The organism is Sphingomonas kaistensis (assembly GCF_011927725.1).
GTDB lineage: Bacteria > Pseudomonadota > Alphaproteobacteria > Sphingomonadales > Sphingomonadaceae > Sphingomicrobium > Sphingomicrobium kaistense.
Window position 1 is genome coordinate 886,338 of the sequence record NZ_JAATJC010000001.1, and the last position, 16,549, is coordinate 902,886.

Here is a 16,549-nt window from a genome sequence, read left to right on the forward strand (position 1 = left end):
GGCGCCCCTGCCCGGCGGAGCCGAACCATGACGCACCGTGTCTTCACCACCAGCGTCGCCAGTGTGTACGTCCACTACGTCGCCAAGGCGGAGAAGAAGGGCCGCAGCAAGTCCGAGGTCGATGCGATCCTGCGCTGGCTGACCGGTTATTCGCAGGGGCAGCTGGACGCGGCGCTGGCGGACGGGACCGATTTCCAGACCTTTTTCGGGGAGGCGCCGGCGATGAACCCGGCGCGCACGGCGGTCACCGGCAAGGTGTGCGGGGTGCAGGTGGAAACGGTCGAGGACCCGCTGATGCGCGAGATCCGGCGGCTGGACAAGATGATCGACGAGCTGGCGCGGGGGCGGGCGATGGACAGGATCCTGCGCAGCGAACCGGCGGTCGCGGCGGACTGAGGGAGCGGCAGGGGATGGAGAGCCACGAGGGCGGGTGCCTGTGCGGGGCGGTGCGGGTGGTGGCGCGCGGCGAGCCCAAGCGGGTCGGGCTGTGCCACTGCCTCGACTGCCGCAAGCATCATGGCGCGGTGTTCTATGCCAGCGCGATCTTCGCGGCGGAGGCGGTGACGATCAGCGGCGAGACGCGGGCGTGGAACAACCGCCACTTCTGCCCGGCCTGCGGCGGGTCGGTCTTCGCGCGATCGGGGGACGAGGTGGAAGTGATGCTGGGCGCGCTGGACGAGCCGGGCGTCTTCACCCCGACCTACGAATTGTGGACGGTGCGGCGGGAGCCGTGGCTTCCGGCGTTCGCGGTGCAATCGTTCGAGCGGGACCGGGACTGAGGCCCGGCACCAGGGGTCAGCGGCGAACCGGCTCGCAGGCGAAGCCGTCGTTGTCGCCGTCCATCCACGGCCGATAGCCCGGCTGCCCGCGGCGCAGCGGAGCGATGCCGAGCGCACGGATCTGGCGGCAACCCGAACAGGTCACGCTCTTCTCCCGCGCGCTGAGCGAACGCATCTGCTGCTCCTGTTGCGCGGCGTCATACGGGCGCGCATTCTGGGCGGCGTGGGCGATGGTCGCCAGCGAGGGCAACAGGACGAGGGCGGGAATGACCAGGTTGCGCATGGGCGCAGCCTATGCCGGCAATGGTTGACGAAAGGTTGCGCGGTGACGGGGCCGCGAGATGCCGCCGGGCCGCGATTGAACGATCCCGCGCGTCATCGATTCCTGCCCTGAGTCCATTGGAGGAGGCGACCTATGTCGAACGAACGCGAACTGATCGATACCGGGACGGACAAGCGCTACGTCCGCCGCGACGAGGAAGGCCGCTTTAAGGAAAGCGTCGAGGTCAGCCGCTCGCTGGCCCAGGACGTGCGGCATCATGCCGAGACGAAGAAGCCGAAGAAACAGGGCGACAAGGGGGACTAAATTAGCCATCGTACGTGTCAGACGCAGTCGGTCAGATGGGCAGCGCTGATGCCGCGATTGAAGGGGCTGGAGGAGTTTGAACCTCCAGCCTTCATAGGCAGGATGGATCGGATTGCGCGCCGCCGCCGCCGGCTTTGGATGCTCGCGCTCGGCGGAGCGTTTCTGACTGGTGCGTTTCTTGGATTGCTGCTGATCTGGCGCCGGAAGGCGGAGGGTCGGGCGAATGTCCAGAACGTAACGTGGTCGGTGCAGCAGTTGAACGAGCTTGGCGGGTGCGGTTGAGCCGGTCGTTCTTCATTCGCGACATGCTGCACAGCGAGATTGCGCAGGCGCATGGGGTGACCAATTTGGCGAGAAGGCGATTGTGCGAGCAACCGCTGAAGCCGTTGCAGGAGCGCTGCGCGGGGCACGATCCGACAGGCCGATCCTTGCCGAAGAAGACTTGAGAGCAGCGGAGCCCGTTTAGACTTACAGACTTAGATACCTTTTACATCAAGTTCTTCAGTTTATTATCATGTAGTCCGCAATATATAGCGCGACTTCGGATCTCGTTCCTTACCTGTTACGCTAAAGCGCTCTAAGACCTCCTTATCGGCCATGCTGTCTAACAGGCGCTTAGCTGTGCGCCAATCGCACGAAAGTAGGCGACTAGCGTCCGAGACATTGATCCCCTCATGCTCAGCAATGTAGTTTACGACCATTTTCTCTTTGCCATTCAGACTTGAGAGGAGCTTATCTCCCAGCACAAGAGCAGCATTCGCGTCGACGAAGGTCTTTCTCGCCTCAAGATTGTTTCGGAGTGTCGCATGAACCTGAAAATGGCCTACTTCTCGCTGGGAGAATTCGGGGCTAGGTAATCCGACGTCTCCCATCGCGTCCCTCATACGCCGAGTTCCCTCGTGAGCACACTTGACGAAGCCAAAGTAAAACAAGGCCTCCATCAGAAAGGGATTCCGCGGGTTATGAGTATCATAGATATTTTCGGGTGTGACTGGAGGTAAAAAGCCACCCGGGCTTTCTACAGTGAAGCGGTCATCAAACATCTTCACAAATACGACCATATTCCGATAATTATACGACCGATGGACCAATGCGTTTGTGACTGCCTCAATCCAAGCGTCTTTCGGATACTCTGGTCTGGTGAAGAACCTTCCGTTTTTACCAAGCCTTGTGAAATTCCGCATTTGCTTGGAAATGATTTCCTCAGCATCGTTCAGGATGACTGGGATGGCGCCATCGATGAAACTATCTTGTATGAGATTGTAGGAACTCCCAGTTCCCTCCTCAACACCGTCAAAGCGTTGAAACCTGATGCGAGCGCCAGGGCAAACTGCTCTAGGGTCCTTGGAGAACAGCAATGCACATGCGAGGTTCGGTCTGAAGTCTGCTGTAGTGCCTTTGCCCAAGTGGTTGAGCGTTAGAATTTCTTCGTTCGAGTGTTCACGGCTTAGACCTCTGATCGAACGAAAAGAGTCTGCGAATTCGGTAATAAGTTTTTGATTGAATTCTTCCGGGTAACTGAGCTTGACCGGTTCCTTTTCGTAGTCGATCTCACCTCTAGATATCCTGATTTCTCGTTTCTCTTCCTCACTGATGCGACGCTTACGATCTCCTTGACGAATGTACGCAGTTCCTGAGGTCGTCTCCACGAGCCTGTTGTCTCTAAAGAAAACTCGCAAAAGGAGTATTCGATCGGGCTCTCCCCGTTTGTTCATCACTTCTAGGGTGCGGAAATCGAGCCTAGCATCAGGACAGAAGTCGCCAACGCTATACAACGCATTCACCTTGTCCATCGCGACGCACGACAAGCCACCGATACTGCCGTCGTTCTCTACTCCGACGAGTAGGACACCTCCGTGAGGCGCGCTGTTTGCGAAGGCGCATACGTCATCCGCCAAATCTCGGGCGGAAATGCGGGCAGACTTTCTGTCTACGCGGTAATCTTCCTCAAAGGCACTTATCAGTTCAGGCGTCAATGAGTTGAAGATGTCATCTGGTGTCCAGAGCTCCAAGCGCGACGGCTGAGGCGGCGATGCCCGGATGAAGTCTGGAAATCCAAGCTGCTCAACCATGTCTCAGACCATCTCTTGCTCTGGATACTCTGTACAAAAATCCAGAGTATCCAGAGTACGTTTCTCGCTCGGTGCATCGATCGTGCTTACGCACCATTAGGAGATTGCTGACAGGGCAAATTGGGGAGCACCCAGAGCACCCAGAGCACCCAGAGCACCCAGAGCACCCAGAGTACCCAGAGTACCCAGAGGTACAGAGTACGCAGAGGTGCAGAGGTGCAGAGTATGCAGAGTACCCAGAGTAGAGGAGTAACAGCCTTACTCCGCCGCCACCCCAGCATTAGCGAACAGCCCGCCCTCGCCCTCGGCCGGAACCGCCGCCTCGGCTTCCGCCGCGCCGTCGTTCGCGACGCGCGCCTTCTGCCTTCGGTCGAAGCTGTCCCACACCTGATTCCAGTCGCCCTTGGTCGCGGCCTTGGAATATTCGGTCGCGCGCTGCTCGAAGAAATTGGCGTGCTCGACGCCGTTGAGGAGCGGGGCGAGCCAGGGGAGGGGGTGCTCGTCGACCATGTAGATCGGCTGGAACCCGAGCTGCCCGAGGCGCCAGTCGGCAATATAGCGGATGTACTTCTTGATCTGCTTGGGGGTCATTCCCTCGACCGGGCCCTGCTCGAAAGCGAGGTCGATGAAGGCGTCCTCCAGGCGGACGGTCTTCTGGCACTGGTCGATGATGCTCTCGCGCACGTCGGCGGTGAGGCAGTCGCGTTCCTTCACGAAGGCGTGGAACAGCTTGATGATGCCCTCGCAGTGGAGGCTTTCGTCGCGCACCGACCAGCTGACGATCTGGCCCATGCCCTTCATCTTGTTGAAGCGCGGGAAGTTCATCAGCATCGCGAAGCTGGCGAACAGCTGCAGCCCCTCGGTGAAGGCGCCGAACATGGCCAGCGTCTTGGCGATATCGGCATCGGTGTCGACGCCGAAGGTGTTCAGATAGTCGTGCTTGTCCTTCATCTCCTTGTACTGGAGGAAGGCGCTATATTCGCTTTCGGGCATGCCGATGGTGTCGAGCAGGTGCGAATAAGCGGCGATGTGCACCGTCTCCATGTTGGAGAAGGCGGTCAGCATCATCTTGATCTCGGTCGGCTTGAACACCGAGCCGTATTTGTCGTGGTAGCAATCCTGCACCTCGACGTCGGCCTGCGTGAAGAAGCGGAAGATCTGGGTCAGCAGATTACGCTCGTGCGGCGTCAGTTTCTGCGCCCAGTCGCGGCAGTCCTCGCCGAGCGGCACTTCTTCCGGCATCCAGTGGATCTGCTGCTGGCGCTTCCAGAATTCGAACGCCCACGGATATTCGAAGGGCTTGTAGGCCTTGTTGGCTTGGAGAAGGGGCATCGAGGAACTCCCTTGAGGATCAGGTGAAGAGGGCGGCGCGGCGGCCGGAAAGGGTGGTTGCGGCAGCGGCTTTCGCGCCGCGGGTGGACCGAACGGCAGGCCGCGGCGCAGCGGGCTGCGCAGGACGGGCGATGACGACTCGGTGCACCAGAAGAATCTCCTGCCTCATGACGGGCATGCGCAAGATATAGCGTATGGCTGGCCCCGATGCATCAATCTCTTGCGAGTTGCGCACCATTTTATCCACAACAAATGGTCTAGGTTGTGTGTGGTTTGCGCGCGTCCCGCGCCAGGTCGTTCAGGTCAGGAGGTCGACGGTGAGGATGGCGGCGCCAAGCAGGAACAGGATGGCGGCCAGGGCGCGGGTCGCGCCGGGTCCGAGGCCGCGCCTGGCCGAGGGATTGCTTGCGGCGCCCATCAGGACGGTGGCGGCAAGGCCCCACATGGTGGCGGCGGCCAGGAAATCGCCGGTGCTGCCGCCCTCGAGCATCGCCGGTGCAAGCTGAAAGAGCGAGGCCAGCACGGTCAGGATCAGCAGGAGGGTGGCAACGCCGAGGGCGAGGACCGCCCACTCGGCCCAGCGGGTGCTGGTGCCGGCAGGCTCGTTGCTCATTCGCCGAACGCCAGCGGCAGCAACGCGAAGCCGATCAGGATCATGAACATCTGCCACTTGCGCTCTCCCAGCGTGCCGGGGGCAAGCTCGGGATCGCGGCGGAGGAGGAAGCTGCCGCCGAACACAAAGGGAAAGATGAAGACGGGGCTGTCGAAGCCGGTGCGCAGGATATGCGTCCGGTCGGCGAAGAACAGCAGGAGCAGCGCCAGCGCGACGACCTCGGCCAGGACGCCGAACCACTGCCACCGATCGAACGGGCGGGCGATCGGGTGGACGGTCGTTTGCGTCGCGAGGGGGTCGAAGTTGGACTGGCGGTAACCCATCGGACGAAACTCCGGGAAGAGGAAAGGCAAACATGACCGGCGGCGCGGTCGGGCCAAGCGACTTGCTGCAAGCGGGCGCTCATCGGCGACGGACGACCGGTTGCGAGGCACGGCCGGAGCGAACCTTCGCGCCTACCAGAACAACTTGCCGCCGCGGCCCTGTTTGCCCGCGCGACCGCGGAACATCTGGAGGTACATCCACAGGCCCGACAGCGCGAAGAAGATCAGCGCGGCGCCGGACAGCATGGCGAGCGCAGTGCCGAGCGGACCGAATTCCTCGCCCGAATGGAGGTGGTGGAGGAAGCCGACCCAGGCGCGGGCACTGTCGGGCGCGGGCTTGGGGCGGCAGGTCATGGTGTCGGGGCAGGTGAAGCCGGCTGGCGCGGCGGCGGCAGGCGCGGGCTGTCCCTCGGCGACCAGGCTGGCGGCATGGCTCATCAGCCCGGTGACCGCGATGAACAGGATGAGGAGGCCGAACAGGACGCTCAGCCAGCGGTGCCATTTTCGCATCAGCTTGTTCCCCAGATGACGGCAAGAAGGATGGTGGTTGCGGCGCCGAAGCGGTCCCGGCGAGTGCTCATCCGGTCGTTCGCCGTGCGTCGAGGCGCGAACGAAACGGTAGTGCATCGAAACCCGATGCCGGGCGTTCAGCGCTCATCTCATTTCTCATAGGAGCATGATCATGGCCGACACCAGCAACATCCGCGAGCATATGGAAGTGATCGGCGCCGACGGCGTCCATGTCGGCACCGTCGACAAGGTCGAGGGCGATCGGATCAAGCTGACCAAGAAGGACAGCGGCGCCGAGATCGAGGGTGCCGAGGGTTCGCATGCCGGGCATCACCACTTCATCTCGACCGGCCTCGTCGCCGAAGTCGAAGGCGACCAGGTCCGGCTGTCGGCAACCGCCGCCAACGCCGCGACCTTTATCGAGGAATAAGCGCGCCGCTCCCCCGTCACCGCGTGACGGGGGAGGTTGCGACCTCGATCCCCGTAGCAGGCGGATCGCGCTGAGGGCGGCCGCGTGAAACCGACGGCCATGCCCTTGGGCCGGGTGCGTCCCCGACGCATCACTCTTCCTTCCGCGCGAAGATGCCGACCCGGGCGACACACGCCCAGGCGAACGCCGCGAGGATCAGCAGGAACGGCGACCACAGCAGCAGAAACAGCGCATTCTCGCGCCAGCCGACGCCCAGCAATTTGGGGCTGATGGCGAGATAGAAGCACTTGCGGGTGCAGCTGGTGTAGGCCTCGGGCCAGCCATCAATGGCATAGTCGAGCCACAGGCGCAGGGCCGCCCAATTAAAGATCAGCAGGAATACGCCGGCGAATGCCATCGCTCGTCGTTGCGGTGCACTAGCCGGTCCGACCGACCGTCCGGGAAAGGAGCGGATACCGAGGATCAGACCCGCGGCCAGTCCACCTGCAGACAGGCTGACCAGCAGCGGCTCGATCACCTTTGCGCCTCGTTGGCGAACTCCGGATAGGGCTCGGTCGTCGCATAGGCGATCGCGAAGCCGCCGAGCACCAGTCCAAAGGCAAGCAGCATCATGCCCGCGATCAGCTGGGCGGTGGACTTGCGCGATTCGCCGACCCGCCCGCGCAAGGCGGCGATCAGCGTGAACAGGCCGAGCAGCGCGCTGAGGCCGCCGAGGACCAGGAACAGGATGTTGGCGCCGCTCATCGCTGCACATCCAGCCAGCCGCCGAAGACCCCTGCCAGCATGAAGATCAGCAGGAGCGGGCCGGCGATCATCATCATCAGGCCGAACCGGTGCGTGTCGGCGAGGCTTCGTTCCGGCCAGGGCGAGGCGGCCATGCGGCGGAAGCGGAGGCCAACCGCGAAAGCCCCCAAGGAAACCAGGGCGGCCAAGGCGAGGAACAGGATCTGGTCGTCGGTCATGCCTGCCTCAACGCTTGTTGCGCTGGTTCGCGCCGACCCACGCGCCGAGCACGATCACGCCGCTGGCGAGGATGAACAGCACAACCGGGCTGGCGAGCAGGCTCATCGGCGGAGATTGCGTCCGCGCAGGATGAAATAGACCGCGGCGGCGAGCGCGACGAGAATGATGATCTTCACCATGGGTTTTTCATCCTCGTTCGCTCGGCGGGTGAAGGCAGCTGGCCCCCACCCGTCCTTCTCCCTTCCCCGCGAGCGGGAGAGGGATCAGGCGATCACTGGCAGGACAGCGTGCCGGGACTGCCAATGCTGCCGGGCATCATTGGCACGCAAGGCACTCGTCATAATCGGTGGTGGCGAGCTCATACTTGGGCGCTTCGGCGGTGTTGTCCGCCTCGACCCCGCCGGCGAAGCCCGCGCGCTGCACCGACTTGGACCGCAGGTAGTAGAGCGACTTGATGCCGAGCTCCCAGGCGCGGAAGTGGAGCATCATCAGGTCCCACTTGTCGACGTCGGCCGGGATGAACAGGTTCAGCGAGGTGGCCTGGTCGATGTAGGGCGTGCGGTCGGCGGCAAGCTCGATCAGCCAGCGCTGGTCGATCTCGAAGCTGGTCTTGTAGGTCGCCTTTTCGTCGTCCGACAGGAAGTCGAGGTGCTGGACGCTGCCACCCTGCTCGAGGATCGAGTTCCAGACATTGTCCGAATTCTTCGACTTCTCCGCGAGGAGCTTCTCGAGATAGGGATTGCGGATCGAGAAGGAGCCCGACAGCGTCTTGTGGGTGTAGACGTTGGCCGGGATCGGCTCGATGCAGGCGGAGGTGCCGCCGCAGATGATCGAGATCGACGCGGTCGGCGCGATCGCCATCTTGCAGCTGAACCGCTCCATCACGCCCATGTCGGCGGCGTCGGGGCAAGGCCCACGCTCGGTCGCGAGGTGCAGCGAGGCTTCGTCGACCTGTGCCTTGACGTGCTTGAAGATCTTGAGGTTCCAGCTCTTCGCCATCGCTCCTTCGAACGGCAGGCCGCGGGCCTGGAGGAAGGAGTGGAAGCCCATCACACCGAGGCCGACCGAGCGTTCGCGCATCGCGCTATACTTGGCCCGTGCCATCTCTTCCGGAGCGCGGTCGATATAGTCGGTCAGCACGTTGTCGAGGAAGCGCATGACGTCCTCGATGAACTGCTTGTCGCCGTTCCACTCGTCCCACGTTTCGAGGTTGAGCGAGGAGAGGCAGCAAACCGCGGTACGGTCGGCGCCGAGGTGGTCCTTGCCGGTCGGAAGGGTGATTTCCGAGCACAGGTTCGAGGTTGACACCTTGAGCCCGAGGTCGCGGTGGTGCTTCGGCATCGACCGGTTCACCTGGTCGATGAAGATGATGTACGGCTCGCCCGTCGCGAGGCGCGTCTCGACCAGCTTCTGGAACAGCGAGCGGGCGTCGACCTTGCCGCGTTCCGACTGGTCCTTGGGGCTGCGCAGGGTGAACTCGCCACCCTCGCGAACGCATTCCATGAATTCGTCGGTGATCAGCACGCCGTGGTGGAGGTTCAATGCCTTGCGGTTGAAATCGCCCGACGGCTTCCGGATCTCGAGGAATTCCTCGATCTCGGGGTGCGAGACGTCGAGGTAGCAGGCGGCCGAACCGCGGCGCAGCGAGCCCTGGCTGATCGCGAGGGTCAGCGAGTCCATGACGCGCACGAACGGAATGATGCCGCTGGTCTTGCCGTTGAGGCCGACCGGCTCGCCGATCCCGCGGACGTTGCCCCAGTAGGTGCCAATGCCGCCGCCCTTGGAGGCGAGCCAGACGTTCTCGTTCCAGGTGTCGACGATGCCGTTCAGGCTGTCGGACACGCTGTTGAGGTAGCAGCTGATCGGCAGGCCGCGGCCGGTGCCGCCGTTGGACAGGACGGGCGTCGCCGGCATGAACCACAAGCGCGAGATATAGTCGTACACGCGCTGGGCATGCGCCTCGTCGTCGGCATAGGCCGAGGCGACGCGGGCGAACAGGTCCTGGTAGCCTTCGCCGGGAAGGAGATAGCGGTCGTTCAGCGTTTCCTTGCCGAAGTCGGTGAGGAGCGCGTCACGCGACGTGTCGGTGGTCACCGAGAAGCGGCGCGCGTCGACCGTCTTGCTGTCCTTCTTCGCCATTGCCGGCGCAGTGGTGGTGTCGGCGCTGCCGACCTCGCTGCTGCTCGAGAAGTCCATGCTAATTCCTCCTAGCGGTCCGAATCGACCGCGCCGTGTTCCCGTTCCGTTCACGGACGAGGGATGCGCCCATCGACCGCGATTCGCTAGGGTCTTGGGGTGGGTCGGAGCGCTTGTCCCCGCTATCCACAGGGACGACTTCTCCCCTCACCGGGAAGATAGTTATCCCCAGCGTCAACCACAAGTTTGTGCGTCGAAACCCCAAGTCCGCTACAACATCTTGTGCTTTGACCCGGGCCGGGGCGCAAGCCGGAAAATGCGAAGCGACGTTAATTTGCGGTGGATAATGTGGCTGTGACGACGCAGTTGCGCAGCGCCGATCGTCGCCCTCCGCGGGCGCGGGCGACCGGGCGCTGAATGGCGGCAGCAAGAGGCGCTGTTGATCCCACTGGCCTTTGGTCCATGGCAGCCCGACACCTTGAAAAAGGCGGATTGCCGCCGTATCTGGCGCCCGCGGACCGGGCCCCTCTGGCGCCCCCTGCATGCCCCCAGCGGCTGCAGGAGCGTGATGTCGGACCGCACGCATCGGAGCTTTCCGATCGCTTGCAGGCCCGGCGCGACTTTTCCCGTTCCCTGAGGTCTGTCCTGCGTTCGAGGGCTCCGTTCGGCTTTGCGATGTCGTTCAGAGGAGTGTCGAACCATGGCTGACCTGCCGACCAAGGCCGTGACATCGTCGAGACACGATGCCGCGTCCGCCGTGTCATCAGCCTGCAATATTGATGTCACAATGGCGCTGGCGAGGGCGCCGGCCGGGCGACCCGAATGCCAGGGATATGCGCACCATGATGACCCGTTTGCTTGGAGCGGCGCTTGCCGTCAGCCTGTCGAGCCCGGCGCTTGCCGAGGACAATTATCTCGAGGGCTGGTTCGAGGGCACCATCTCCAAGGAGTTCGAGAGCGGGACGTTTGTGCAGTTCCAGACCCAGCAACGGGCGCGCGGCAGCAGCAATCCGACCGGGGACAACCAGACCTATCGCCTGTGGGTGGGACAGGAGTTCGGCTCCGTGAAGGCGAGCGTCGGCCTGCACCGCAGCAAGGAAGGCGCCACCAAGGAGACCCGGCTGATCCAGCAGGCGAGTTACGACGTCGGCTCGTTCGGGCTCAAGGGCCGCACGCGGCTCGAGCAGCGCTTCATCGACGACGCCGACAAGACCGGGTGGCGGGTTCGCCAGCGGCTCGGCTACGCGATTCCGCTGACGGAGGAAAAAGGCGGGTGGAAGCTCGCCGGCAGCGCCGAGGGCTTCCTGACGTTGCGCTCGACCAGCCGCGGCGGGGACACCGGGATCACCGGCCTGCGCACCTTTGTCGGGTTCGAGCGGAGCCTCGGCCAGGTCGACCTGGGAGTGGGCTACACCCGCCAGCAGAGCATCCGCAAGAATGCGCCCGACCGGGTCGGCCACGCACCCACCTTGAACCTAACCCTCAACCTTTGAGCCGCCCCGATGGCGCGGCTCGCGCGCTTTAGGAGCCGCCCACCATGGAATTCCTGTTCACCGTCTGGCTCGGGACCCCCGTGTGGTTCTGGCTGGCGTTCGTCGGCATCGTCGCCGGCCTGACCGCCTTCGACCTCGGCTTCCTCCACAAGGAGGACAAGGAGATGGGGATCGGCGAGAGCCTGAAGCTCTCCGCCTTCTACATCTCGATCGCGCTGGCGTTCGGCATCTGGGTCTATTTCCAGAAGACCGCGGCGCTGGGCGAGGCGGCGGGGACCGAGCTGACGGTCGCCTATTACACCGCCTTCTTCATCGAAAAGGCGCTGTCGATCGACAATGTCTTCGTGATCAGCCTGATCTTCACCTATTTCGCGATTCCGGCGAAATACCAGTACCGCGCGCTGCTGTGGGGCATCATCGGCGTGATCGTGCTGCGCGGGATCATGATCGGCGTCGGTGCGGCGGTGGTCCAGCAATACGCCTGGGTGCTGTACTTCTTCGCCGCCTTCCTGGTGTTCACCGGAATCAAGATGCTGTTCGCCGGTGACAAGCCGATGGACATCGAGCATAATCCGGTGATCCGCTGGATCAGCCGCCACATGCGGGTGACCAAGGAGCTGCACGACGAGAAGTTCTTCGTCGAGGTCGCCGACGACAAGACCGGCAAGATGGTGCGGGCGGCGACGCCGCTGTTCCTGGCGCTGGTCGTCATCAACCTCGCGGACCTGGTGTTCGCGGTCGACAGCGTGCCGGCGGTATTCGCGATCACCACCGACACCTTCATCGTCTACACCAGCAACATCATGGCGATCCTCGGCCTACGCGCGCTCTACTTCGCGCTGGCGGCGATGGTGCACCGCTTCCATTATCTGAAATATGCGCTGGCGCTGGTGCTGGTGTTCATCGGCGCCAAGATCTTCATCGCCGACTTCCTGCTCGGCGGCGACAAGTTCCCGCCGCTGCTGAGCCTCGGCGTGACCGCGGGTCTGATCGCCGGCGGCGTGGTCTATTCGCTGGTCAAGACCAAGGGCGCCGAGGAGCCGCAGTGGCCCGCCGGGGAGGGGCCGGATGCGCCCCGCCGCCACCTCGACGAGCTGACCGACGGCAAGGCGCTGTAGGCCGACGAAAAAGGGCCGCTGCGCGAACAGCGGCCCTTTGGTCGGGACAATTGCCCGGGTGCTTACGCCTTGGGCGCGCCGCCCGCCGCCGGCTCGGCGGTGCACTGGTCGGCGACCTTGCGGGCGGTGACCTCCTGGACCAGCTTGTAGTCGCCCGGGCCGGGAAAGCTGCTGCTGGCATTGACGGTGCCGGTGAAGCCCTCGGCGTCATACTTGCCATCGACCATGGTCATGACCTGGCCTTGCCCCTTGCGGTTGCAGTCGAGCGTCAGGTTCATTCGGCCGCTGCGGATATAGGGGTTCTGGACCTGGCAGGTGTCGCCCTTGGCCGCGAGCAGCTCCGCCGCAGGGAGCCCGTCGGCGCCGACGCAGCCGCGGGTCGTGATCACGTCGCCGACCTTGGCGAAGGTCGGAAGCGGCGTCTTGTCGGCCGAGACCAGCGACTTGACGGTGGCGGTGACCTCATAGGTGCCGGGGACCAGGGTCGCGGGCGGCGCGGCCTTGGCCGCTTCCTTGGGCGCTTCCTGGCTGCAGGCCGCAAGCAGGACGGTGCCGAGCAGCACGATGTGTCGCATGAACTTCAAACTCCCCCGAAATGAGACGTCCAGCTTAGCCGCACGGGGGCAGGACGCAACCGAGCGAGGAACAAGCCCGGTCAACAAGAGTCTGGCAATGACCGGTAAAAACGGTATCCCGCCGAAACCATCTTTCTCTGCGAGTCAGCGTGAACGACGATATCCGGCAGACCAAGGCTGATCCGAGCGCGGCGACCGACGTGGAAGGCAACGGCCAGAGCCGCGGCAGGCCCGCAGCCGGAGATCTCGACCGACCCGGCAGCGACGAGACCTTCGGCAGCAGCTCCGGCCTGAATCACTGGCGCGAAAGCGTCATCAGTCATCCCGGCCTGAACGAACGCGGCAACGTGTTCTTCGCCGCGATCGAGATGACGCGGATGCCGATGATCCTGACCGACCCCAATCTCGACGATAATCCGATCGTCTTCGCCAACAAGGCGTTCCTCGACCTCACCGGCTATGAGGAAAGCGAGATCCTCGGCCGCAACTGCCGCTTCCTGCAGGGTGCCAACACCGATCGCGAGGCGGTCGCGGCATTGCGCGATACGGTCAACACCGGTGGCTCGATCGCGCTCGAAATCCTCAACTACAAGCGCGACGGCACCCCGTTCTGGAACGCGGTGTTCATCGGCCCGGTGTTCGACCAGCAGGGCAAGCTGGCCTACCAATTCGCCAGCCAATTGGACGTCACCCGCCGCCGCAATTCGGAGCAGAGCTTCCGCCAGGCGCAGAAGATGGAATCGATCGGCCAGCTGACCGCCGGCCTGGCGCACGACTTCAACAACCTGCTGCAGGTTGTGAACGGCAATCTCGAACTGCTGTCGTCGAATGTCGATGGCGACCGGGCCAAGCGCTACATCGACAATGCCCGCTCGGCCGCCGATCGCGGGGCCAAGCTGACCCGCCAGCTGCTGGCCTTCGCGCGCAAGACCCGGCTGACGCCCAAGCCGACCGATCTCAGCCACCTCGTGTCGAGCTTCGTCGATGTGATCGAAAGCTCGCTCGGCACCCAGGTGCAGTTGCAGCTCAACCTGCGCCGGCGCCTGCCGCGCGTGATGGTCGATGCCGAGCAGCTGGAAATGGCGCTGCTCAACGTGCTGATGAACGCGCGCGACGCGATGCCGGCAGGCGGCCTGGTCACGCTGTCGACCAGCGCGGTCCATCTCAATGGCGATTCCGCCGCGCGTCAGTTGCCCGAGGGCGACTATGTCGCACTTGAAGTGCGCGATGAGGGCACCGGCATGACGCCCGAGGTGATCGAGCGCGCGACCGAGCCGTTCTTCACCACCAAGACCCAAGGCAGGGGCACCGGGCTCGGCCTCGCCATGGCCTCGGGCTTCGTCCAGCAATCGCGTGGCCGGCTCGAGATCGAGAGCAAGCCGGGCGAAGGCGCCACGTTGCGCTTCTTGTTCCCGGTCACTCGCGACGTCGAGGAAGAGGATGCCGAACGCGTACCCGACCGCCACGTGGCGATGCCGGAAAGCCGGACGAGCAAGGCCGAGCATGTGCTGGTGGTCGAGGACAGCGCCGAAGTGCTGGAACTGGCGGTCGAGATCCTCGGCAGCGCGGGATATCGCGTAACCACCGCCGAAAGCGGCGAGATCGCGCTTCGCCTGTTCGAGAAGGTCGAGCCGGGCACGTTCGACCTGCTGTTCACCGACCTCGTCATGCCGGGCGGGATCAACGGGTTGCTGCTGGCCGACAAGGTCCGCGAGCATGATCCCGACATCGGCATCCTGCTGACCACCGGCTACAATGAGGAACTGGTGATCGCCGGCCCCGAGCGGCCGCACAAGGACGTGCTGGGCAAGCCCTATCGCCGGTCCGAACTGCTAGACCGGGTGCGCCAGGCGCTCAACAACCGCGCGCACCAGGCCGATGCCCGGCGGCACACGTCGGAATATGGGGCCGCCGAGGCCTAGGGCTTTCGCCGGCGCCGGGTCGGCGCGTGAAAGTCGGCCGGCTTGCCGGCGACCCAGGCGAGGAAGCGGGCCAGTTCGGGATTGCGGGCGAGCGCGGCGGGATCGTCGCCCGCTTTCTCAAGCTCCTTGTTGGAAAAGGTCGCGTGCAGCGCGCGGTGGCAGATCAGGTGGACCGCCCGCGTTTCCCGCCCGCCGCGCGACTTGGGGACAGGATGGTGCTGTTCGACGCGCCGGCCGAGCGGACGAGCGCAGAGCCAGCAGGACGGCTCCTCCATTCCTAGGCGCAGGCCTCTCCGTCGCTCTCCCAGGCCTTGCGCACCATCGCTTCCAGGACGGCGCCGTCCACGTCGGCCAGCTTGGTCACGTAAAGGCAGCCCTTGCCCGCCTTGTGCTTGCCGAGGCGCGCGAGGTCGTCGGCATAGCCGTCGTAATAGTGGAGATAGAAGACGAGATTGGCCTTGCGCGGCGAGAAGGCGATCCGCGGCATGTCGCCCTCGTGACCGCTGTCATAGCGGTAATGGCGGCTGCCAAAGCCGATGATTGAGGGCCCCCACAAGGTCGCGGGTTCGCCCGAGATGCGCTCGAACAAGGCGCGCAGGGCATGGCCGTCGGCGCGCCGCGTGGGGTGCTCGACCGCATCGAGGAAGGCGGTGACGTCGGCGCCGGTCGGCTTGGTCTTGTTCTCGGCCATCGGCGTCTCAGCGTGCCGAGGGCGCGATGCGCCAGGTGCCGGGCGGGGTGTTGTTTAGCTCCCGGCTGGCGCGCCTTTGCCCAGCGCCGGCTCGGTGGAGGGCGGGAAGCGATAGCGACGTCAGCAGGTAGCCGAGGATGCAACTTGCGCCATAGCCGACCAGCGGGGTCGGATAATTGTGGAGCAGGGCGGCGAGGACGAGCGTGGCCCATAAAGCGGTGAAGGTGGCGGCCTCGACTGCCAAGCCGCGGCGCCGCAGGACGGCGGCGGGCACGAGCAGCAGCAGGGTGCCGGTCCATACCGCGAGGGCGGCGAGCGGCTGGGCGGCGAAGGAGGTCCACAGGATCTGGTCGACGTGGGCGACCGCCGGGAGATCGTCCGGCCGGATCACCGTCACCGCGAACGCGAGCAACGGGGTGGCAGCGGCGGCCCAGGCTACGGGGGTGCGGCGGAAGGCGGCGTCGAGCAAGGTCACGGCCACGGTGGCGGCGGCGAGCGAACGGTCTGGTTGCAGCGCGACCGCCAGCGCGGCGAGCGCCACGGCGAGGCTGCTCCAGCGGTCAGGCCGGGCGACGTGGGCGAGCAGCAGGGCGGGGAGGAGGATCAGGCTCGGCTGGAGCGACAGGCCGCCGACCACGATCCAGCGCGTCGCGCCTTCGGCCGATACTCCGAACAGCGCGGTGGCGAGCAGCGCCGCGGCCGCGCCGAGCAGCAGCAGGGGCCGCGCGGAGGGGACGGGGAGCAGCCGGGCGATCGCGAGAAGGGCGATACCCGCTCCCAGCGCCACGAGGTTGATCAGCAACAGTCGAGGCGGCGCACCGGTCAGGCCGAGGAACAGCAGGCCGCACAGCACCGCCGTTGCTCCGGCCAGCGCGATCACGTTGTTCGACAGCCAGCCCTTGCTCATGGAATCGAGTCTCCCTCGCGGCGCAGCTTTGCACCGCCGCGCGCGTCCGACAATCGGGTCGCGGTCGATTGCGACCGGCGCACGCAGCCCCCATATGTT

The 16,549-nt window shown here is 64.5% G+C and carries 21 protein-coding genes; 7 read left to right on the plus strand and 14 right to left on the minus strand.

What is annotated here, in order from left to right:
• Positions 1 to 27 precede the first annotated feature (27 nt).
• Positions 28 to 396, plus strand: coding sequence for a DUF2200 domain-containing protein (locus GGQ97_RS04325; protein WP_168067803.1), 369 nt, complete (start codon positions 28 to 30; stop codon positions 394 to 396).
• A 14-nt stretch (positions 397 to 410) separates the two neighbouring features.
• On the plus strand, positions 411 to 779 hold the full coding sequence (locus GGQ97_RS04330) for a GFA family protein (protein ID WP_168067804.1): 369 nt from the start codon (positions 411 to 413) through the stop codon (positions 777 to 779).
• A 16-nt stretch (positions 780 to 795) separates the two neighbouring features.
• Here GGQ97_RS04330 and GGQ97_RS04335 read toward each other — a convergent pair whose 3' ends face one another.
• Positions 796 to 1,062 (minus strand): excalibur calcium-binding domain-containing protein, encoded by a 267-nt coding sequence (locus GGQ97_RS04335; protein ID WP_168067805.1) that lies wholly within the window; start codon positions 1,060 to 1,062, stop codon positions 796 to 798.
• 132 nt (positions 1,063 to 1,194) lie between these two features.
• Between GGQ97_RS04335 and GGQ97_RS04340 the strand changes: the two genes are divergently transcribed.
• Positions 1,195 to 1,365 (plus strand): hypothetical protein, encoded by a 171-nt coding sequence (locus GGQ97_RS04340; RefSeq protein WP_168067806.1) that lies wholly within the window; start codon positions 1,195 to 1,197, stop codon positions 1,363 to 1,365.
• A 512-nt stretch (positions 1,366 to 1,877) separates the two neighbouring features.
• Here GGQ97_RS04340 and GGQ97_RS04345 read toward each other — a convergent pair.
• The 5 genes from GGQ97_RS04345 to GGQ97_RS04365 all read right to left on the minus strand — a co-directional run bounded on the left by GGQ97_RS04345 (position 1,878) and on the right by GGQ97_RS04365 (position 6,332).
• A complete protein-coding gene (locus GGQ97_RS04345) occupies positions 1,878 to 3,437 on the minus strand; it encodes an ATP-binding protein (protein WP_168067807.1) in 1,560 nt (519 codons plus the stop codon).
• Positions 3,438 to 3,695: 258 nt separating this feature from the next.
• On the minus strand, positions 3,696 to 4,769 hold the full coding sequence (locus tag GGQ97_RS04350; RefSeq protein WP_168067808.1) for a ribonucleotide-diphosphate reductase subunit beta: 1,074 nt from the start codon (positions 4,767 to 4,769) through the stop codon (positions 3,696 to 3,698).
• Positions 4,770 to 5,067: 298 nt separating this feature from the next.
• On the minus strand, positions 5,068 to 5,382 hold the full coding sequence (locus tag GGQ97_RS04355) for a hypothetical protein (protein WP_168067809.1): 315 nt from the start codon (positions 5,380 to 5,382) through the stop codon (positions 5,068 to 5,070).
• Positions 5,379 to 5,705, minus strand: a complete 327-nt coding sequence (locus tag GGQ97_RS04360) for a hypothetical protein (protein ID WP_168067810.1) — start codon at positions 5,703 to 5,705, stop codon at positions 5,379 to 5,381. The genes GGQ97_RS04355 and GGQ97_RS04360 overlap by 4 nt, the downstream gene beginning before the upstream one ends.
• A 132-nt stretch (positions 5,706 to 5,837) precedes the next feature.
• Positions 5,838 to 6,332: a PepSY domain-containing protein gene (locus tag GGQ97_RS04365; protein ID WP_168067811.1), complete on the minus strand. Its 495-nt coding sequence runs from the start codon at positions 6,330 to 6,332 to the stop codon at positions 5,838 to 5,840.
• 55 nt (positions 6,333 to 6,387) lie between these two features.
• On the opposite strand from GGQ97_RS04365, the gene GGQ97_RS04370 reads away from it, so the two are divergent.
• Positions 6,388 to 6,645 (plus strand): DUF2171 domain-containing protein, encoded by a 258-nt coding sequence (locus GGQ97_RS04370; protein WP_168067812.1) that lies wholly within the window; start codon positions 6,388 to 6,390, stop codon positions 6,643 to 6,645.
• Between the two features lie 130 nt (positions 6,646 to 6,775).
• Here the strand turns inward: GGQ97_RS04370 and GGQ97_RS04375 are convergent, their stop codons facing one another.
• The 4 genes from GGQ97_RS04375 to GGQ97_RS04390 all read right to left on the minus strand — a co-directional run bounded on the left by GGQ97_RS04375 (position 6,776) and on the right by GGQ97_RS04390 (position 9,804).
• The gene (locus GGQ97_RS04375) at positions 6,776 to 7,162 is read right to left on the minus strand and encodes a hypothetical protein (protein ID WP_168067813.1); all 387 of its coding nucleotides are present in this window, start codon (positions 7,160 to 7,162) and stop codon (positions 6,776 to 6,778) included.
• Complete coding sequence (locus tag GGQ97_RS04380) at positions 7,159 to 7,389, minus strand: hypothetical protein (protein ID WP_168067814.1); 231 nt, start codon at positions 7,387 to 7,389, stop codon at positions 7,159 to 7,161. Before GGQ97_RS04380 ends, GGQ97_RS04375 begins: the two co-directional genes overlap by 4 nt.
• The gene (locus GGQ97_RS04385; protein WP_168067815.1) at positions 7,386 to 7,607 is read right to left on the minus strand and encodes a hypothetical protein; all 222 of its coding nucleotides are present in this window, start codon (positions 7,605 to 7,607) and stop codon (positions 7,386 to 7,388) included. Before GGQ97_RS04385 ends, GGQ97_RS04380 begins: the two co-directional genes overlap by 4 nt.
• 316 nt (positions 7,608 to 7,923) lie before the next feature.
• Complete coding sequence (locus GGQ97_RS04390; RefSeq protein WP_168067816.1) at positions 7,924 to 9,804, minus strand: ribonucleoside-diphosphate reductase subunit alpha; 1,881 nt, start codon at positions 9,802 to 9,804, stop codon at positions 7,924 to 7,926.
• Between the two features lie 782 nt (positions 9,805 to 10,586).
• Here GGQ97_RS04390 and GGQ97_RS04395 point away from each other — a divergent pair.
• The gene (locus tag GGQ97_RS04395; protein WP_168067817.1) at positions 10,587 to 11,237 is read left to right on the plus strand and encodes a DUF2490 domain-containing protein; all 651 of its coding nucleotides are present in this window, start codon (positions 10,587 to 10,589) and stop codon (positions 11,235 to 11,237) included.
• A gap of 44 nt (positions 11,238 to 11,281) precedes the next feature.
• Positions 11,282 to 12,355, plus strand: a complete 1,074-nt coding sequence (locus tag GGQ97_RS04400) for a TerC family protein (RefSeq protein ID WP_168067818.1) — start codon at positions 11,282 to 11,284, stop codon at positions 12,353 to 12,355.
• A gap of 62 nt (positions 12,356 to 12,417) precedes the next feature.
• Here GGQ97_RS04400 and GGQ97_RS04405 read toward each other — a convergent pair whose 3' ends face one another.
• Positions 12,418 to 12,930 carry a DUF3617 domain-containing protein gene (locus GGQ97_RS04405; RefSeq protein ID WP_168067819.1) on the minus strand — a complete coding sequence of 171 codons (513 nt, stop codon included), beginning with the start codon at positions 12,928 to 12,930 and terminating at the stop codon, positions 12,418 to 12,420.
• Between the two features lie 149 nt (positions 12,931 to 13,079).
• Between GGQ97_RS04405 and GGQ97_RS04410 the strand changes: the two genes are divergently transcribed.
• Positions 13,080 to 14,852 (plus strand): histidine kinase famiy protein, encoded by a 1,773-nt coding sequence (locus GGQ97_RS04410; RefSeq protein ID WP_342448446.1) that lies wholly within the window; start codon positions 13,080 to 13,082, stop codon positions 14,850 to 14,852.
• On the opposite strand, the gene GGQ97_RS04415 is transcribed toward GGQ97_RS04410, so the two are convergent.
• From GGQ97_RS04415 to GGQ97_RS04425, 3 genes are read right to left on the minus strand one after another with little or no spacing between them, the layout of a single operon-like run.
• The gene (locus GGQ97_RS04415) at positions 14,849 to 15,127 is read right to left on the minus strand and encodes an HNH endonuclease (protein ID WP_168067820.1); all 279 of its coding nucleotides are present in this window, start codon (positions 15,125 to 15,127) and stop codon (positions 14,849 to 14,851) included. The two genes, GGQ97_RS04410 and GGQ97_RS04415, sit on opposite strands and share 4 nt — an antisense overlap.
• 2 nt (positions 15,128 to 15,129) lie before the next feature.
• A complete protein-coding gene (locus GGQ97_RS04420) occupies positions 15,130 to 15,543 on the minus strand; it encodes a DUF1801 domain-containing protein (RefSeq protein ID WP_168067821.1) in 414 nt (137 codons plus the stop codon).
• A gap of 7 nt (positions 15,544 to 15,550) precedes the next feature.
• Positions 15,551 to 16,450 (minus strand): hypothetical protein, encoded by a 900-nt coding sequence (locus GGQ97_RS04425; RefSeq protein ID WP_168067822.1) that lies wholly within the window; start codon positions 16,448 to 16,450, stop codon positions 15,551 to 15,553.
• Positions 16,451 to 16,549 lie beyond the last annotated feature (99 nt).

What these genes read in the sequence shown, in the direction of transcription:
- GGQ97_RS04370 (WP_168067812.1), top strand. Translation starts at nt 6,388, where the DNA reads ATGGCCGACACCAGCAACATCCGCGAGCATATGGAAGTGATCGGCGCC.
- GGQ97_RS04400 (WP_168067818.1), top strand. Translation starts at nt 11,282, where the DNA reads ATGGAATTCCTGTTCACCGTCTGGCTCGGGACCCCCGTGTGGTTCTGG.
- GGQ97_RS04335 (WP_168067805.1), bottom strand. Translation starts at nt 1,062, where the DNA reads ATGCGCAACCTGGTCATTCCCGCCCTCGTCCTGTTGCCCTCGCTGGCG.
- GGQ97_RS04365 (WP_168067811.1), bottom strand. Translation starts at nt 6,332, where the DNA reads ATGCACTACCGTTTCGTTCGCGCCTCGACGCACGGCGAACGACCGGAT.
- GGQ97_RS04350 (WP_168067808.1), bottom strand. Translation starts at nt 4,769, where the DNA reads ATGCCCCTTCTCCAAGCCAACAAGGCCTACAAGCCCTTCGAATATCCG.
- GGQ97_RS04405 (WP_168067819.1), bottom strand. Translation starts at nt 12,930, where the DNA reads ATGCGACACATCGTGCTGCTCGGCACCGTCCTGCTTGCGGCCTGCAGC.
- GGQ97_RS04395 (WP_168067817.1), top strand. Translation starts at nt 10,587, where the DNA reads ATGATGACCCGTTTGCTTGGAGCGGCGCTTGCCGTCAGCCTGTCGAGC.
- GGQ97_RS04360 (WP_168067810.1), bottom strand. Translation starts at nt 5,705, where the DNA reads ATGGGTTACCGCCAGTCCAACTTCGACCCCCTCGCGACGCAAACGACC.
- GGQ97_RS04355 (WP_168067809.1), bottom strand. Translation starts at nt 5,382, where the DNA reads ATGAGCAACGAGCCTGCCGGCACCAGCACCCGCTGGGCCGAGTGGGCG.
- GGQ97_RS04390 (WP_168067816.1), bottom strand. Translation starts at nt 9,804, where the DNA reads ATGGACTTCTCGAGCAGCAGCGAGGTCGGCAGCGCCGACACCACCACT.
- GGQ97_RS04385 (WP_168067815.1), bottom strand. Translation starts at nt 7,607, where the DNA reads ATGACCGACGACCAGATCCTGTTCCTCGCCTTGGCCGCCCTGGTTTCC.
- GGQ97_RS04340 (WP_168067806.1), top strand. Translation starts at nt 1,195, where the DNA reads ATGTCGAACGAACGCGAACTGATCGATACCGGGACGGACAAGCGCTAC.
- GGQ97_RS04420 (WP_168067821.1), bottom strand. Translation starts at nt 15,543, where the DNA reads ATGGCCGAGAACAAGACCAAGCCGACCGGCGCCGACGTCACCGCCTTC.
- GGQ97_RS04380 (WP_168067814.1), bottom strand. Translation starts at nt 7,389, where the DNA reads ATGAGCGGCGCCAACATCCTGTTCCTGGTCCTCGGCGGCCTCAGCGCG.
- GGQ97_RS04415 (WP_168067820.1), bottom strand. Translation starts at nt 15,127, where the DNA reads ATGGAGGAGCCGTCCTGCTGGCTCTGCGCTCGTCCGCTCGGCCGGCGC.
- GGQ97_RS04330 (WP_168067804.1), top strand. Translation starts at nt 411, where the DNA reads ATGGAGAGCCACGAGGGCGGGTGCCTGTGCGGGGCGGTGCGGGTGGTG.
- GGQ97_RS04425 (WP_168067822.1), bottom strand. Translation starts at nt 16,450, where the DNA reads ATGAGCAAGGGCTGGCTGTCGAACAACGTGATCGCGCTGGCCGGAGCA.
- GGQ97_RS04345 (WP_168067807.1), bottom strand. Translation starts at nt 3,437, where the DNA reads ATGGTTGAGCAGCTTGGATTTCCAGACTTCATCCGGGCATCGCCGCCT.
- GGQ97_RS04325 (WP_168067803.1), top strand. Translation starts at nt 28, where the DNA reads ATGACGCACCGTGTCTTCACCACCAGCGTCGCCAGTGTGTACGTCCAC.